The sequence below is a fragment of the Streptomyces echinoruber genome, from assembly GCF_014651135.1.
GTDB lineage: Bacteria > Actinomycetota > Actinomycetes > Streptomycetales > Streptomycetaceae > Streptomyces > Streptomyces echinoruber.
The window spans coordinates 20,282-35,469 of sequence record NZ_BMWH01000010.1 but is presented as its reverse complement, the minus strand read 5'-3'; the positions used below and the strand labels follow the sequence as shown (position 1 = coordinate 35,469).

Below are 15,188 nucleotides of genomic sequence, written 5' to 3'. Positions count from 1 at the left end.
TGGCCGGTCATGGTGTACTCCGGAGCCATGACCGACACCTGCGTGCGCCTGTGGCGGAGGGTCCACATGGACCTGGTCCGCTATGCGGGCTGCGTGTGTCGCCCGTCCTGCTGACCTCGCCTCCCCTCCCACCGCGCGCGCCCCTTCCGTGCTGTCGCGCGCACTTCCGCGAACGCCTCGTCAGGACGGTCCACGTGTCTGTGTCCTCTTCCCCGCCTTCCTCCGTTTCCGCTTCCGCTCTTTCTTCCGTCTCCGCCTCCTCCTCGGCGCCCGCTTCCTCCTCCGCCGCGTCCCGCGCGGCGGCGCCCACGCAGGCGGAACTGCTCGACTTCGCCCGCCGCGTGGCCGCCGACGCCGGCCTCGTCGCCTCCCTGCCGCTCGATCCCGAGGAGCGCACCTGGGTACGGCTGGAGGGGCCGCGCGGCAGCGAGGCGTGGCTGATCGGCTGGCCGCCCGGCACCGGCACCGGCTGGCACGACCATGCCGACTCGGTCGGCGCCTTCGTCACGGCCGCCGGGGAACTGAAGGAGAACTCGCTCGCCGCGCGGCTGCCCACCGACGGCTGGAGGACCCTCGAGCTGACCGAGGGCGTGGACCGCGAACGGCGGCTGCCGGCCGGGCGGGGCCGCGCCTTCGGCCGCCACCACGTCCACGAGGTCCTCAACGAGTCCCCCGACCGGCACGCGATCTCCGTCCACGCCTACTACCCGCCGCTGCCGCGCATCCGGCGCTACAGCCGTACGGGCCTCGTGCTGCGCCTGGAGCAGGTCGAGCGTCCGGAGGACTGGCAGTGAGCGCCGCACGCCCGGAGCCGGTCGGCATCGACACGTTCCTGGAACGGGTGCGCGCGGGTTATGAGCGGGTGACGCCCGAGGAGGCCCACGCGGCCGCGCGGGCGGGCGAGGCGCTGCTGGTCGACATCCGTTACGCCGCCCTGCGCGAGCGCGACGGGCTGGTCCCCGGCGCGCTCGTCGTCGAACGCAACGAACTGGAGTGGCGGCTGGACCCCTGGGGCAGCCACCGCCTCCCCGAGGCCACCGGGCACGATCTGCGGATCGTGGTGCTCTGCAACGAGGGATACGCCTCCAGCCTCGCGGCCGCCTCCCTGCGCCAGTTGGGCCTGTACCGTGCGACCGACGTGATCGGCGGCTTCCAGGCATGGCGGGCGGCGGGACTGCCGGTGACGCCGCCGGCGGCGTGAGACGGGACGGCGGGCCCGGCCGGTGCAGCGGGCGCCGGCCCGGTCCCGCGAAGGGGGCGGCACAGGAGGGGCCGTACGGCGGAGCGGTGCTCTTGTCGCCTGCGTTCCGGCGGCCGGGTCGCCGTCCGGGCCCGTACCCACCGGTGTCAGGGAGAGGTCAGGGAGACGGGGACGTGCACCTTGTGTCCCTCCGACGGGACCTCCGGCGGGACGCGGCACGCCGGGCGGCCTCCGAAGCCGCTTCCTCAGGGGTGGCCGCGGTCACCGGCTGCGTCCTGCGCCTTCCTCGGAACGCAAAGCTCAGAACTCAGAAATCCCCGTCGCCGAGGAACTCCGTGTCCTCGCCCTCCTCCTCCAGTGCCTGCCGGACCACCCGGAGGGACAGGCCCTGGGAGTAGCCCTTGCGGGCGAGCATGCCCGCGAGGCGGCGTATGCGTTTGTCGCGGTCGAGGCCGCGGGTGGCACGCAGCTTGCGCCGGACGAGTTCGCGCGCGGTGGCCTCCTCCTGCTCGTCGTCCAGCTGTGCGACCGCCTCCTCGATCAGGGGTGTCTCGACACCCTTGGTGCGCAGCTCCTGGGCGAGGGCACGCCGGGACAGTCCCCGGCCGTGGTGCCGGGACTCCACCCAGGCATCCGCGAAGGCGCCGTCGTCGATGAGGCCGACCTCCTCGAAGCGGGACAGCACCTCGTCCGCCGCTTCCTGCGGGATGTCCCGCTTGCGCAGGGCGTCGGCGAGCTGCTTGCGGGTGCGCGGGGTCCCGGTGAGCAGGCGCAGGCAGATGGCACGCGCCCGCTCCACCGGGTCCCCTGGAGGCTCCCCCGCCTCGGCCCTCGACAAGGAGGAGGCACCCCCGTCCTCGCCGGACGGCTCCGCGAAGCCGCGCCGACGTCGTCCACCGCGTCGGCGTGGGCCGCCCTCGCCGCTCGGGCCGGCCGTGGCGCGCGCTCCGCCGGCACCGCGGAGCCGACCGGCGGGCGCGCCCTCACCACCGTACGAGTCCTCGGCGTACCCGTCCGCTGCGGGACGCGGGTCACCGTCCGGCCGGCCGGCACCGTCGCCGGTGTGTCTCCCGTCGCCCTCCCACCCGGATCCCTGCGGAACGGGTCTCTGCGGGGCGTGTCCCTGCGGGGCGGGTGGACGGGGGTACTCGGTCCAGTCGGTTCGCCGGGTCACGGGTCAGCTCTTGGCCGCCGCGGCCTTGGGCTTGGCGGCCTTGGCCGCCGCCGGGGCGGGTACGGCCTTGACCGGCTCGGCCGGGGCGGAGGTGACCGCCGGGTCCGTGCCCGGCTCCGCGGCCGGCTCCTCCGGGCGGACGCCGACGCCCAGCTTCTCCTTGATCTTCTTCTCGATCTCGTTGGCCAGGTCGGGGTTGTCCTTGAGGAACTGGCGCGCGTTCTCCTTGCCCTGGCCGAGCTGGTCGCCCTCGTACGTGTACCAGGCTCCGGCCTTGCGGATGAAGCCGTGCTCCACGCCCATGTCGATCAGGCCGCCCTCGCGGCTGATGCCCTCGCCGTAGAGGATGTCGAACTCGGCCTGCTTGAAGGGCGGCGCGACCTTGTTCTTGACGACCTTGACGCGGGTGCGGTTGCCGACCGCCTCCGTGCCGTCCTTCAGGGTCTCGATGCGGCGGATGTCCAGACGCACCGAGGCGTAGAACTTCAGCGCGCGGCCACCGGTGGTGGTCTCCGGGGAGCCGAACATCACGCCGACCTTCTCGCGCAGCTGGTTGATGAAGATCGCGGTGGTCTTGGACTGGTTGAGGGCACCGGTGATCTTCCGCAGGGCCTGGCTCATCAGGCGGGCCTGCAGACCCACGTGGCTGTCGCCCATCTCGCCCTCGATCTCCGCGCGCGGGACGAGCGCGGCGACGGAGTCGATGACGATCAGGTCGAGGGCGCCGGAGCGGACGAGCATGTCCACGATCTCCAGCGCCTGCTCGCCGTTGTCCGGCTGGGAGAGGATCAGTTGGTCGATGTCGACGCCGAGCTTCTTGGCGTACTCGGGGTCGAGGGCGTGCTCGGCGTCCACGAACGCCACCGTGCCGCCGGCCCGCTGGGCGTTGGCCACCGCGTGCAGGGTCAGGGTCGTCTTGCCGGAGGACTCCGGCCCGTAGACCTCCACGACGCGGCCGCGCGGCAGGCCGCCGACGCCGAGGGCGACGTCCAGCGCGGTCGACCCGGTCGGGATGACCTCGATGGGCTCCTTCGACCGCTCGCCCATGCGCATGACCGCGCCCTTGCCGAATTGCCGTTCAATCTGTGCGAGCGCGGCGTCCAGAGCCTTCTCGCGGTCGGTTCCTGCCATGGGTTCCACCCGGTTTGCTTGAGTCGATCGCTTCACGTCAAAGACGCTAACGCCTGCCACTGACAATGGGCCCCGACGCACGTCCGGCCTGTGGACAACTCGGGCACCCCCCAGGCGAAACCTGACGGAATCCCCTCGAAACCATCTCGGAGACCCCACCGGAGTCCCCCGGAGCTCTGCCGGAACCCTGCCGGAGCCTCCATAAGAATAGTTGTTCGATTTCTGTGTCAAGCGCACCACACGGCTCCCGAGGCCCGGTCTGCTCCCCGGGGCGTACGCGCGGTGTCCCCGCCCGGACGACGACGGCCCGCGTCCCCGGCGCCAGGCTGGCCGCATGGGAATCACCACACCGTCGACGCACCCGCCGGCGCGTCCGTCGGCCGGCCCCGCCCCGGCCCGCGGCCCGCGCCCCGCCGAGCGCCTCTGCCACGCCACCGGCGTCCTGCTGGTCCTCTCCGGTCTCGCCCACCTGGTGGTGTTCGCCGTCGACGGCGGCCCGTGGGACGGCCCCGTCTCCTGGCGCAAGCCGGTGACGTTCGGGCTGTCCTTCGGGGTGACGCTGATCGCGGTCACCTGGGTGACGTCGTACGTGCGGATCGGGGCGCGGCCGCGGGCGGCGCTGCTGACCGTCCTCGCCGCGGACTGCGTCGTGGAGGTGGGCGGCATCACCCTGCAGGCATGGCGCCGGGTGCCGTCGCACCTGAACACGGAGACGCCCTTCGACACCGCGGTGTCGATGACGCTGGCGGTGGGCGGCGGGATTCTGGTGGTGCTGCTCACCGTCTTCGCGGTGGCGTCCTTCCGGCACCCGCCCACCGGCCCGGCCGGCATGCCGCTCGCGGTGCGCTCCGGTTTCGCCGTGCTGCTCGTCGCCCTGGCGTCGGGCGCCGCGATGATCGCGCGCGGTGTCGTGCTGACCCGGACCGGTCACCAGGAGGCCGCCTACCACTCGACGGCGCCGCTGAAGCCGCTGCACGGCGTGAGCCTGCACGCCGTGCTGGTGCTGCCGGCGCTGGCCCGGCTGCTGTCGCGCACCTCGTGGAGCGAGGCGGTGCGGCGGCGGATCGTGGCGGCGGGGGTGGGCTGCTACGCGGCCGCGGTCGCCGGGGCCGGGGTGTGGGCGGTGCTGACGTACTGAACGTCCGGCCTCCCGATACTGAGCGCGCTCTGTCTCCCGGCGCCGAGCCCCCCTGCCTCCCGATCCCGAACGCCCTGTCTCCCGGCCAGGTCCTCCGGTCCGGCCGGCTCCCTCAGGAACCGTCCGCAGGGCCCGACGTGCCGGGCTCTTCCGGCCCCGGCTCTCCCGGCGCGTCCGCTTCCGGCTCCCCCGCCGTCCCCGATGCGCCCGGTCCCGGTTCGTTCCCCGACGGCCCTCCCGCCGTCCCCGACGCGCCTCCCGGCTCTCCCGTCCCCTCCGGTGCACCGGCCCTCCCCGCTTCTCCGGTCGCCCCGGTCGCCCCCGCCTCCCCGGCAGGCCGCGCCGGCTCCGTCCCCGGACGCCGCGCCCACAGGTGCCGGGCGCGCCGGAACAGGCCGGGCGCCGCCGCACCGCGCCTGCGGTGACCGTGCACCCGGGGGTCGTCGGTGACGGCGTAGCGCTTGACGTACGCCCCGAGGAACGCCTGCAGCGTGGCGACCGCCGGGATGGCGATGAGCGCGCCGACGGCGCCGAGGAGGGCGGTGCCGGCGACGACCGATCCGAAGGCGACCGCGGGATGGATGTCGACGGTCTTCGAGGTCAGCTTGGGCTGCAGCACGTAGTTCTCGAACTGCTGGTAGAGCACGACGAAGACCAGCACCCACACCGCGTACCAGGGATTGACCGTGAAGGCGATCAGCATCGGCAGCGCACCGGCGAGATACGTGCCGATGGTGGGGATGAACTGCGACACCAGGCCCACCCAGACGCCGAGCACGGGCGCGTACGGCACGCCGAGGGCCTGCAGGAGCACATAGTGCGCGATGCCGGAGATGAGCGCCATCAGGCCGCGCGAGTACAGGTAGCCGCCGGTCTTGTCCACGGCGATCTCCCAGGCGCGCAGCACCTCGGCCTGCCGGGCGGGCGGCAGGACGGAGCAGATGGTGCGGCGCAGCCGGGGCCCGTCGGCGGCGAAGTAGAACGAGAACAGGCCTATGGTGAGCAGCTGGAACAGGCCGCCGAGCACTGTGGCGGACACGTCCAGCACACCGGCGGCGCTGGTCTGCGCGTACCTGCGCAGCCAGTCGGAGTGGAGCAGACCCTCCTGGATGTCGACGCGCCGCAGGTCGGTGTGGAAGGTCGTGTTGATCCAGTGGATGACCGAGTCGAGGTAGTCCGGGAAGCCCTCGACCATCTTGATGATCTGCCCGGCGAGCATGGAGCCGAGCAGGGTGACGAATCCGGCCGCCAGGATGGTCAGCCCGAGGAAGACCAGGAAGGTGGCGGCGCCCCGGCGGATGCGGTGGGCGGCCATCCAGCTCACCGCCGGCTCGATGGCCAGCGCCAGGAAGAACGCGATCAGGATGTTGATCAGCAGGCCGGTGAGCCGGTGGAAGACCCAACTGCCCAGCTGGAACACGGCGATGAGCGCGAGCGCGAGCACCATGGCGCGGGGCAGCCAGCGCGGCATGCGCGCGCCCGGTCCGGCGCCGCGGCCGGCCGGGGGCCGGGTGGGCGGCGTCGTACCGAACGGGGTCGCGTGCTGGGCCGGCTGCCCGGTTTCGTCAGTGGGTGTCACGGTGCAAGTCTCGCCCACGTCACCGACATTCGGAGCCCGCCGGGCGATCTTCGTGGATCCTTGTGGTCCGCGGGCGCCCGTCCCGCTGCCGAACGAATCCGCGGCGTCGTCCGCGGAGCCGGTTCAGTGCTTCTCGGGCGGCACGTCCATCACGGTGCAGACCACCCGCCACACGTCCTTGGCGTCCCAGCCGGCCGCCAGCGCCTCATGCACGGTGCGCCCTCCCAGCTCGGACATGACGTGGTCGCGCGCGAAGGTGTCGGCGTAGGCCGGACCGAAGTGCTCCGCCATCCGCTGCCAGAAGACCGTCAACCGCATGCCCCCAGTATCCCGCCCGCGGGGGTGACCGATGGCCGGGCCACCGCTCGAGACCGCTTTCCACCCTACGGTCGCCCCATGGCCGAAACAGGAGCTTCCGCCCTTCCCCCGACACCCCCGCCGCACTCGGAGCCCTCGGAGTCCAAGGAGCCCGCCGAGTCCAAGGAGCCCGCCGAATCCAAGGAGCCCAAAAAGTCCAAGGGGTCCAAAGAGTCCAAGGAGCCCTCGGAACGTTCCCCGCTCCTGCACGCCGAGCAGTTCGTGTGGCTCACCGCGCGCGTACTGGAGCAGCGCCTGTTCGCGTACCTGTTCCTGCACGGCCGCCCGGACCCGGTGGAGACCGCACTGGAGGCCTACCGCACCGACGACGGCGGCTTCGGCCACGCCCTGGAACCCGATCTGCGCGGCCCGGTGAGCCAGCCGCTGCACACCGGGCGCGCCCTGCACGTCCTGGACCTCATCGGGCGCTGCGGCGGGCAGCGGGTGGAGCGCGTGTGCGGCTACCTGACCTCCGTCTCCACGCGCGAGGGCGCCCTGCCGGCGGTCCTGCCCGGCCAGCGCGGCTACCCGGCGGCGCCCTTCGTGCCGGTCGTGGACGACCCGCCCGCCTCCCTCCTGGCCACCGGACCGGTGGTGGGCCTGCTGCACCGCAACAACGTGTGGCACGCCTGGCTGTTCCGCGCCACCGAGTTCTGCTGGCAGGCGGTGGAGTCCCTGGAGACCTCGCACCCGTACGAGGTCGAGGCCGCCGTGACCTTCCTGGACGGCGTGCCCGACCGCCCGCGCGCAGAGGCGGCCGCCGACCGGCTCGGCCGCCTGGTGCGCGAGCAACGGCTGGCCGTCCTGGACCCGGAGCGCCGGGACACCTGGCCCGTCGCACCGGGCTACGCACCCGGCGAGCACCACTTCCCGCACGACTACGCCCGCACCCCCGACTCCCTCGCGCGCGCGTGGTTCACGGACGAGGAGATGGCGCGCTCCCTGGACTTCCTGGCGGCCGAGCAGCGCCCGGACGGCGGCTGGCCGGTGACCTGGCGCCAGTGGGCGCCGGGCCCCGCCCTGGAGGCGCGCCCCGCGGTGACGATCGAGGCACTGCGCACTCTCCGGGCGTACGGCCGCCGGATCGGCTGAGCCCCCGCGCGTGAGCAGCCGCCTCGCGCACGCGTGAGCCGCCTGGTTCCGCTCGCGGTACTCGCCGATCTCACGCAAGCCGCCTCGCGCACACGTGAACCGCCTCCCGCGCGGGTCATGCGCCCATGGCCCGCGCCCCGGCCGTCACGACCACGGCCGCCGCGACGACGAGCAGGAACGGAGCGCGCAGCACCAGCGCCAGGGCCGCCGCCGCGAGCCCGGCGGCTCTGGCGTCCAGGACGAGGACGTGCCCGTGCGAGAAGGTCTGCTGGGCCGTGAGCGCCGCGAGGAGGGAGACCGGCAGCAGGGCGGCCAGCCGGCGGACGAGCGGCCGTTCCAGCAGGCCCGCGGGGACGAGCAGCCCGGCGAGCTTGACGGCGTAGCAGCCCAGTGCGGTCACCGCGATGGCGATCCAGGTGTTCACCGGCCCTCCTCGCGCGCGTGGTCGCCGCCACCGTTCCTGCGGCGGCCTTCGGCCCACAGCACCGCCGGCGCCGCGAGCGCGGCCGCCAGCACCGGCACCCCGGCGGGCAGCACGGGCAGCAGCCCGAGCCCGAGGAGGACGGCGAGCGCGGCGGTGGCACGCTCGGTGGTGGTCTTCAGCATGGGCGCGAGCAGCGCCAGGAAGACGGCGGGTCCGGCCGCGTCGAGCCCCCAGGCGTCGGTGTCGCCGAGTGCTTGGGCGCCCAGCGCGCCGAGCAGCGTGGTGAGGTTCCACAGCACGTACAGGCTCAGTCCGGTGACGGTGAAGCCGATCCGGGCGGCGCGCCGGGTGGGCTGCGCGAGTGTCACCGCCGAGGTCTCGTCGATGACCCACTGCGCGGCCAGGGGGCGCAGCGCACGCGGGAGGGCGAGCAACTGCGACAGGCGCAGCCCGTAGAAGGCGTTGCGCACGCCGAGGAAGAACGCCCCGGCGGCTGCCGTGAGCGGGGTGCCGCCCGCCGCGAGCGCGCCGACGAGCGCGAACTGCGAGGCACCGGTGAACACGAGCAGGCTCAGCGCGCAGGTCTGCGCGAGCGAGAGTCCGCTGCCGGCCGAGGTCACCCCGAAGGCGAATCCGGAGAGTCCTACGGCGATCCCGACGCCGAGGGCGTCGCGGACCACGGCCGCGTCGGGCCGTTCCACGTCTTCGGTGCGGATGTCCGGGGAAGCTGTCTGTTCTGGCACGACCAAGACGTTAGGAGCCGGCCTCAGGTCGGGTCTTGTACGTTCTTGCGCGCGGGCTGATCGAGACGTGTGAACTGATCGAGAGACGCGGACTGGTCGAGACGCGTGGGTTGGTCGAGACGCATGGGTTGGTCGAGACGCGCGGGCCGGTCGAGGCGCTCGCGCTGGTAGACGCCGGGCGGTACGCCCACGATGCGTGTGAAGTGGCGGTTGAGGTGCGGCTGGTCGGTGAAACCGACGGCGACCGCGACCTCGGCGGGCGGCGTCCCCGTATCCAGCAGCCGGCGTGCCCGGCGGACGCGGGCGTCGGTCAGCCAGGTGTGCGGCGGCATGCCGTAGGCGTCCCGGAAAGCCCGCAGCAGCGCGAAAGGGCTGGTGCCGACGCCCGCGGCCAGTTCCTCCAGGCTCGGCGGAGCGGCCATCCGCTCCAGCAGCACCGCACGCGCGCGTGCCGCGGTCCGCGCGCCCGCCGTGCGCACCTCGCGGCGCGGCAGCGGGCCGCCGTTGAGCCGCAGCAGCCGGGTCACGACGACCCGCAGCAGCGTGTCGGCGGCCAGCGCGTTGCCCTCGTCGGTGGCGCGCAGCACCTGATGGACCAGGCCGACGGCGTACGGGTCGTCGAGCACGGGGCTGACGAAGCCCGGCGTCCCGCGCAGCGTGGTGGTCTCGGCGGCGATCCCGGCGACCACCTCGGGCGTGGGGTAGACGGCGCCGTACCGCCAGCCCTCGGGCACCCCGGCCCGGCCCGTGTGCGGGGTGTCGGGGTTGATCAGCGCGAGCGCTCCCGGCCCGGCGTACTGGTCGGCCCCGCGGTGGTGGAAGACCTCGACGCCGTCGGCGATGGCGGCGATCACGAAGTTCTCGTGGGTGTGCCGGACGAACGTCTTGCGGACGTAGCGGGCGCGCAGCAGGTCCACCCCCGGCAGGTCCGGGTACCACCAGTGCCGTGCCTGCTCCGTGGTCGAACCCGCCATGCGGCCATTGTGCGCCAGAGCTGGGGCAGCCGGTCCGCCCCGTCCGCGGACCGGACCCCCGTCCGCGGACCGGGCCCCTATCCGCGGACCGGGCCCCTATCCGCGGACCGGACGGACCGGCCGTCCCTGGTCCGGGGAGTCCCCCACTGGCGGCCCCTCCCCGGCGGACCCGTCCCACCGGCCGCTCGCACTCCACCTCTGGCGGCCCCGACTCGACGGGCCCGTCCCATCAACCCCTCAGTCCACCACTCCGACCGGCCCCAAACGGTCCCGCCGACCGCCTCCCGACCGCCTCTCGGCCACCACCTGGTCACCCTCCGTCACCACCGAACCCGCCTGTCGCGGACGAATGCCCAGGTCAGGCCCATTGTCAGTGGGTGGGTGCACGATGGACGCATGGTCAGCTCCGCCCACCAGGCCCTCGACGGCTTCTCCCCCGCGACCCGCGGCTGGTTCACGGGGGCCTTCTCCGCGCCCACCGCCGCCCAGGCGGGCGCGTGGCGGGCGATCCGGGAGGGCTCGGACGTGCTGGTGGTGGCCCCCACCGGCTCGGGCAAGACCCTGGCGGCCTTCCTCGCGGCCCTGGACCAACTGGCGTCGGCGCCCCCGCCCGCCGACCCGAAGAAACGCTGCCGGGTGCTGTACGTCTCTCCGCTCAAGGCCCTCGCGGTCGACGTCGAGCGCAACCTGCGCAGCCCCCTGACCGGCATCCGCCACGAGGCCGTCCGCCTGGGTCTGCCCGAGCCGGAGGTGAAGGTCGGCATCCGCTCCGGCGACACCCCGCCCGCCGAGCGGCGCGCGTTGTCCACGCGCCCGCCGGACATCCTCATCACCACGCCCGAGTCGCTCTTCCTGATGCTCACGTCAGCCGCGCGGGACGCCCTGACCGGCGTGGAGACGGTGATCCTGGACGAGGTGCACGCGGTGGCGGGCACCAAGCGCGGCGCGCACCTCGCGCTGTCCCTGGAGCGGCTGGACGAGCTGCTGCCGAGGCCGGCTCGCCGCATCGGCCTGTCGGCGACCGTCCGCCCGGTCGACGAGGTCGCCCGCTTCCTCTCCCCGCGCCGCAAGGTGGAAATCGTCCAGCCCGAGGCGGCCAAGGAGTTCGACCTGTCCGTCGTCGTCCCGGTCGAGGACCTCGGCGAACTGGGCGGCTCCCCCGTCGCCGACGGCACCGAGGGCGCCGAGCGTCCGTCCATCTGGCCGCACGTGGAGGAGCGGATCGCCGACCTGGTGCAGGCGCACCGCTCGACGATCGTGTTCGCCAACTCCCGCCGCCTCGCCGAGCGGCTGTGCAACCGGCTCAACGAGATCGCCCACGAGCGGGCCACCGGCGAAGCGCCGGCCGAGCACCATGCGCCCGCGCAGCTCATGGGCGGCTCCGGTGCCGCCCGGGGAGCCCCGCCCGTCCTCGCCCGCGCCCACCACGGCTCGGTCTCCAAGGAGCAGCGCGCCCTGGTCGAGGAGGACCTGAAGGCCGGCCGGCTGCCCGCCGTGGTGGCCACCTCCAGCCTGGAGCTGGGCATCGACATGGGCGCGGTGGACCTGGTCGTGCAGGTCGAGTCCCCGCCGTCGGTGGCCTCCGGCCTGCAGCGCGTCGGCCGCGCGGGACACCAGGTCGGCGCCGTGTCCAAGGGTGTGGTCTTCCCGAAGTACCGGGGCGACCTGGTGCAGGCGGCCGTGGTCACCGAGCGGATGCGTTCCGGCGCCATCGAGTCGCTGAGGATCCCCTCCAACCCGCTGGACGTGCTCGCCCAGCAACTGGTGGCGATGACGGCGATGGACACCTGGCAGGTCGACGACCTGCTCGCCGTGGTCCGCCGTGCCGCGCCCTTCGCCTCACTGCCGGAGTCGGCGTTCCTGGCCGTTCTCGACATGCTCGCCGGCCGCTACCCGTCCGACGCGTTCGCCGAGCTGCGCCCGCGCGTGGTGTGGGACCGCGTCGCCGGCACCGTCACCGGCCGCCCCGGCGCCCAGCGGCTCGCCGTCACCTCCGGCGGCACGATCCCCGACCGGGGCCTGTTCGGCGTCCACCTCGCCGGGGCCGACCCGAAGAAGGGCGGCGGCCGGGTCGGCGAGCTGGACGAGGAGATGGTCTACGAGTCCCGCGTGGGCGACGTCTTCACCCTCGGCACCAGCTCCTGGCGCATCGAGGACATCACGCGCGACCGCGTCCTGGTCTCCCCCGCCCCGGGCGTGCCCGGACGGCTGCCCTTCTGGAAGGGCGACCAGCTGGGCCGTCCCCTCGAACTGGGCCGCGCGGTCGGCGCGTTCCTGCGCGAGGTCGGGTCCCTGCCCAAGGAGGACGCCCGCCTGAGGCTGCTGGCCGCCGGGCTCGACGCCTGGGCCGCCGACAACGTCCTGTCGTACCTGGACGAGCAGCGCGCGGCCTGCGGCCACGTCCCCGACGACCGCACCGTCGTCGTCGAGCGCTTCCGTGACGAGCTGGGCGACTGGCGGGTCGTCGTCCACTCCCCCTTCGGCGCCCAGGTGCACGCCCCGTGGGCGCTCGCGCTCGGCGCCCGCCTCTCCGAGCGGTACGGCATGGACGCGCAGGTCATGCACGCCGACGACGGCATCGTGCTGCGGCTGCCCGACGCCGACCTGATGGGTCTGGACCTGCTGGACCAGGACCCGATGCGGGGCGGTACGGAGTACGACGCGGAGCAGGCGCCGGTCGGCGCCCAGGACGTCGTCTTCGACAAGGGCGAGATCGAACAGGTCGTCACCGACCAGGTCGGCGGCTCGGCCCTGTTCGCGTCCCGCTTCCGCGAGTGCGCCGCCCGCGCCCTGCTGCTGCCGCGCCGCAACCCCGGCCGCCGCACCCCGCTGTGGCAGCAGCGCCAGCGCGCCGCCCAACTGCTGCAGGTGGCCAGCGAGTTCGGTTCCTTCCCGATCGTCCTGGAGGCGGTCCGCGAGTGCCTGCAGGACGTCTTCGACGTCCCCGGACTCGTCGAGCTGATGGGCGACATCGAGTCCCGCAGGGTCCGCCTGGTCGAGGTCACCACCCCCGAGCCCTCCCCCTTCGCCCGCTCCCTGCTCTTCGGGTACGTCGCCCAGTTCCTGTACGAGGGGGACTCGCCGCTCGCCGAGCGCCGCGCCGCCGCGCTGTCCCTGGACTCGCGGCTGCTGGCCGAGCTGCTGGGCCAGGCGGAGCTGCGCGAACTGCTCGACGCGGAGGTGCTGGCCGAGCTCGAGCGGGAACTGCAGTGGCTCACCGAGGACCGGCGGGTCAAGGACACCGAGGGCGTCGCCGACCTGCTGCGGCTGCTCGGGCCGCTCACCGACGCGGAGTTGGCCGAGCGCGGCGCCGAGCCGGGCTGGGCCGGGGAGCTGGCCGCCGCGCGCCGCGCCATCCGGGTGCGGATCGCCGGCGTCGAGCACTGGGCGGCGGTCGAGGACGCCGGCCGTCTGCGCGACGCCCTGGGCACGGCGCTGCCCGTCGGTGTGCCGGAGGCCTTCACCGAGCCGGTGAAGGATCCGCTCGGCGACCTCCTCGCGCGCTATGCCCGCACCCACGGCCCGTTCACCTCGGCGCAGGCGGCGACCCGGTTCGGGCTCGGCGTGGCCGTCACCGAGGGCGCCCTGCAGCGGCTCGCGGCCGTCGGCCGGGTCGTCCAGGGCGAGTTCCACCCGGCGGGGATCGGCCAGGAGTGGTGCGACGCGACCGTCCTGCGCCGGCTGCGGCGCCGCTCCCTCGCCGCACTGCGGCACGAGATGGAACCGGTGCCGCCCGCCGCGCTCGCCCAGTTCCTGCCCCAGTGGCAGCACATCGGCCGCGGCCACGCCCTGCGCGGCGTCGACGGGCTGGTGCGCGCCATCGAGCAGCTCCAGGGCGCCCCCGTGCCCGCCTCGGCACTGGAGAAACTGGTCCTGCCGTCCCGTGTCGCCTCCTACACGCCCTCGATGCTCGACGAACTGACCGCCGCCGGCGAGGTGGTGTGGGCGGGCGCGGGCGCGCTGCCCGGCAAGGACGGCTGGGTCGCCCTCTATCTCGCGGACGCGGCCCCGCTCCTCCTGCCGCCTCCGCACCCGCTGGAGCTCACGGCCCTGCACCAGTCGGTCCTGGAAGCGCTCTCCGGCGGCTACGGCCTGTTCTTCCGTCAGGTCGCCGACCGGGTCCGCGCCACCACCCATCCCGACGTCACCGATCCCCAACTCGCCGACGCCCTGTGGGACCTGGCCTGGTCCGGCCGTCTCACCAATGACACCCTCGCGCCGCTGCGCTCCCTCCTCGGCTCGGGCCGCACCGCCGGCTCCACGGCCCACCGCGCCCGGCGCACCGTCCCGCGCGGCCGCTACGGCGGCCTCACGGCCGCCGCCCGCCCCGCCTCCCGCAGCGGCCCGCCGACCGTCGCCGGCCGCTGGTCCCTGCTGCCGCAGCGCGAACCCGACACCACCGTGCGCGCCCACGCCCTGGCCCGCACCCTGCTCGACCGCCACGGCGTGGTCACCCGCGGGGCCGTGGCCGCGGAGGGCGTGGAGGGCGGCTTCTCGGCGATGTACCGCGTCCTGTCCGCCTTCGAGGAGAGCGGCCAGGCCCGGCGCGGCTACGTCGTCGAGGGACTCGGAGCGGCGCAGTTCGCCATGGACGGCGCGGTCGACCGCCTGCGCGCCGTGGCCAACGCGCGCGAGCGGGGGGAGCCGCTGCCGGCACCGCACGCCCCCGGCGGCTTCGGGGACGACGGCCCGTGGCCGGCGGACGCCCCGGGCTCACCGGACGGCCTTCCCGCGCCGGCCGGTTTCGACGAGGACTTCGGCCCCGGCCCACAAGGTGCCCGTCCCGCATCGCCCGCCTCCCGGGACGCCTACGTCTCCCCGCGGGACCACCCGTCGCCGAACCCCTACGGTGCCCACGGCCCGTACACCCCGTACACCTCGCGCACCCCGTACGGCGACGGCCCGGCGGGCCGCCGTGCCGCCGCCGGCGCCGGGGCCGTCGTTCTGGCCGCCGCCGACCCTGCGAACGCCTACGGCGCCGCCCTGCCCTGGCCCGAACCGCCGACCGGCGCCGGGCACAAGCCGGGGCGCAAGGCGGGCTCGCTGGTGGTGCTGGTCGACGGCGAGCTGACGCTGTACATGGAGCGCGGCGGCAAGACCCTGCTGGCCTGGCCCTCCGATCCCGCTGCCGGGGTCGCCGACGATCCCCGGCTGAGAGCGGCCGCCGACGCCCTCGCCGCCGCGGCCCGCGAGGGCGCCCTGGGCACGGTGACGGTGGAGCGCGTCAACGGGGTCTCCGCCCTGACCTCCCCGTTCGGCGCCCTCCTGGAAGCAGCCGGCTTCGTCCCGACCCCGCGCGGGCTGCGCATCCGGGCGTGACCGGGCGGCCGGCGGCCTCGATGGCCGACGGCCCGGACGGCCGGCACCCCAGGACA

The 15,188-nt window shown here is 74.4% G+C and carries 13 protein-coding genes; 6 read left to right on the top strand and 7 right to left on the bottom strand.

Annotated features, from left to right (window positions below; translation table 11 throughout):
* The first annotated feature begins 9 nt into the window (after positions 1-9).
* The 3 genes from IE225_RS34000 to IE225_RS14210 all read left to right on the top strand — a co-directional run bounded on the left by IE225_RS34000 (position 10) and on the right by IE225_RS14210 (position 1,201).
* Complete coding sequence (locus IE225_RS34000; RefSeq protein ID WP_373303186.1) at positions 10-114, top strand: putative leader peptide; 105 nt, start codon at positions 10-12, stop codon at positions 112-114.
* Positions 115-200: 86 nt separating this feature from the next.
* Positions 201-794: a cupin domain-containing protein gene (locus tag IE225_RS14215; protein WP_190057964.1), complete on the top strand. Its 594-nt coding sequence runs from the start codon at positions 201-203 to the stop codon at positions 792-794.
* A complete protein-coding gene (locus tag IE225_RS14210) occupies positions 791-1,201 on the top strand; it encodes a rhodanese-like domain-containing protein (RefSeq protein ID WP_229879546.1) in 411 nt (136 codons plus the stop codon). Before IE225_RS14215 ends, IE225_RS14210 begins: the two co-directional genes overlap by 4 nt.
* A 307-nt stretch (positions 1,202-1,508) precedes the next feature.
* Here IE225_RS14210 and recX read toward each other — a convergent pair whose 3' ends face one another.
* Positions 1,509-2,375: a recombination regulator RecX gene (recX, locus tag IE225_RS14205; protein WP_190057849.1), complete on the bottom strand. Its 867-nt coding sequence runs from the start codon at positions 2,373-2,375 to the stop codon at positions 1,509-1,511.
* A gap of 3 nt (positions 2,376-2,378) precedes the next feature.
* Complete coding sequence (gene recA, locus IE225_RS14200) at positions 2,379-3,506, bottom strand: recombinase RecA (RefSeq protein WP_190057848.1); 1,128 nt, start codon at positions 3,504-3,506, stop codon at positions 2,379-2,381.
* 334 nt (positions 3,507-3,840) lie between these two features.
* Here recA and IE225_RS14195 point away from each other — a divergent pair, with 334 nt between their 5' ends.
* Positions 3,841-4,644 carry a hypothetical protein gene (locus IE225_RS14195; protein ID WP_190057847.1) on the top strand — a complete coding sequence of 268 codons (804 nt, stop codon included), beginning with the start codon at positions 3,841-3,843 and terminating at the stop codon, positions 4,642-4,644.
* Between the two features lie 112 nt (positions 4,645-4,756).
* Here IE225_RS14195 and IE225_RS14190 read toward each other — a convergent pair whose 3' ends face one another.
* Positions 4,757-6,223 (bottom strand): AI-2E family transporter, encoded by a 1,467-nt coding sequence (locus IE225_RS14190; RefSeq protein ID WP_190057846.1) that lies wholly within the window; start codon positions 6,221-6,223, stop codon positions 4,757-4,759.
* A 123-nt stretch (positions 6,224-6,346) separates the two neighbouring features.
* A complete protein-coding gene (locus tag IE225_RS14185; RefSeq protein WP_190057845.1) occupies positions 6,347-6,541 on the bottom strand; it encodes a DUF3046 domain-containing protein in 195 nt (64 codons plus the stop codon).
* A 78-nt stretch (positions 6,542-6,619) separates the two neighbouring features.
* Between IE225_RS14185 and IE225_RS14180 the strand changes: the two genes are divergently transcribed.
* The gene (locus tag IE225_RS14180) at positions 6,620-7,672 is read left to right on the top strand and encodes a hypothetical protein (protein ID WP_229879543.1); all 1,053 of its coding nucleotides are present in this window, start codon (positions 6,620-6,622) and stop codon (positions 7,670-7,672) included.
* A 115-nt stretch (positions 7,673-7,787) separates the two neighbouring features.
* Here the strand turns inward: IE225_RS14180 and IE225_RS14175 are convergent, their stop codons facing one another.
* The 3 genes from IE225_RS14175 to IE225_RS14165 are packed head-to-tail and all read right to left on the bottom strand — an operon-like array spanning position 7,788 to position 9,813.
* Positions 7,788-8,096: an AzlD domain-containing protein gene (locus IE225_RS14175; RefSeq protein ID WP_190057844.1), complete on the bottom strand. Its 309-nt coding sequence runs from the start codon at positions 8,094-8,096 to the stop codon at positions 7,788-7,790.
* Positions 8,093-8,839 (bottom strand): AzlC family ABC transporter permease, encoded by a 747-nt coding sequence (locus IE225_RS14170; protein ID WP_190057843.1) that lies wholly within the window; start codon positions 8,837-8,839, stop codon positions 8,093-8,095. The genes IE225_RS14175 and IE225_RS14170 overlap by 4 nt, the downstream gene beginning before the upstream one ends.
* Positions 8,840-8,862: 23 nt before the next feature.
* Positions 8,863-9,813: an AraC family transcriptional regulator gene (locus IE225_RS14165; RefSeq protein WP_190057842.1), complete on the bottom strand. Its 951-nt coding sequence runs from the start codon at positions 9,811-9,813 to the stop codon at positions 8,863-8,865.
* A gap of 396 nt (positions 9,814-10,209) precedes the next feature.
* Here IE225_RS14165 and IE225_RS14160 point away from each other — a divergent pair, with 396 nt between their 5' ends.
* Positions 10,210-15,132 (top strand): ATP-dependent helicase, encoded by a 4,923-nt coding sequence (locus IE225_RS14160; protein WP_190057841.1) that lies wholly within the window; start codon positions 10,210-10,212, stop codon positions 15,130-15,132.
* Positions 15,133-15,188 lie beyond the last annotated feature (56 nt).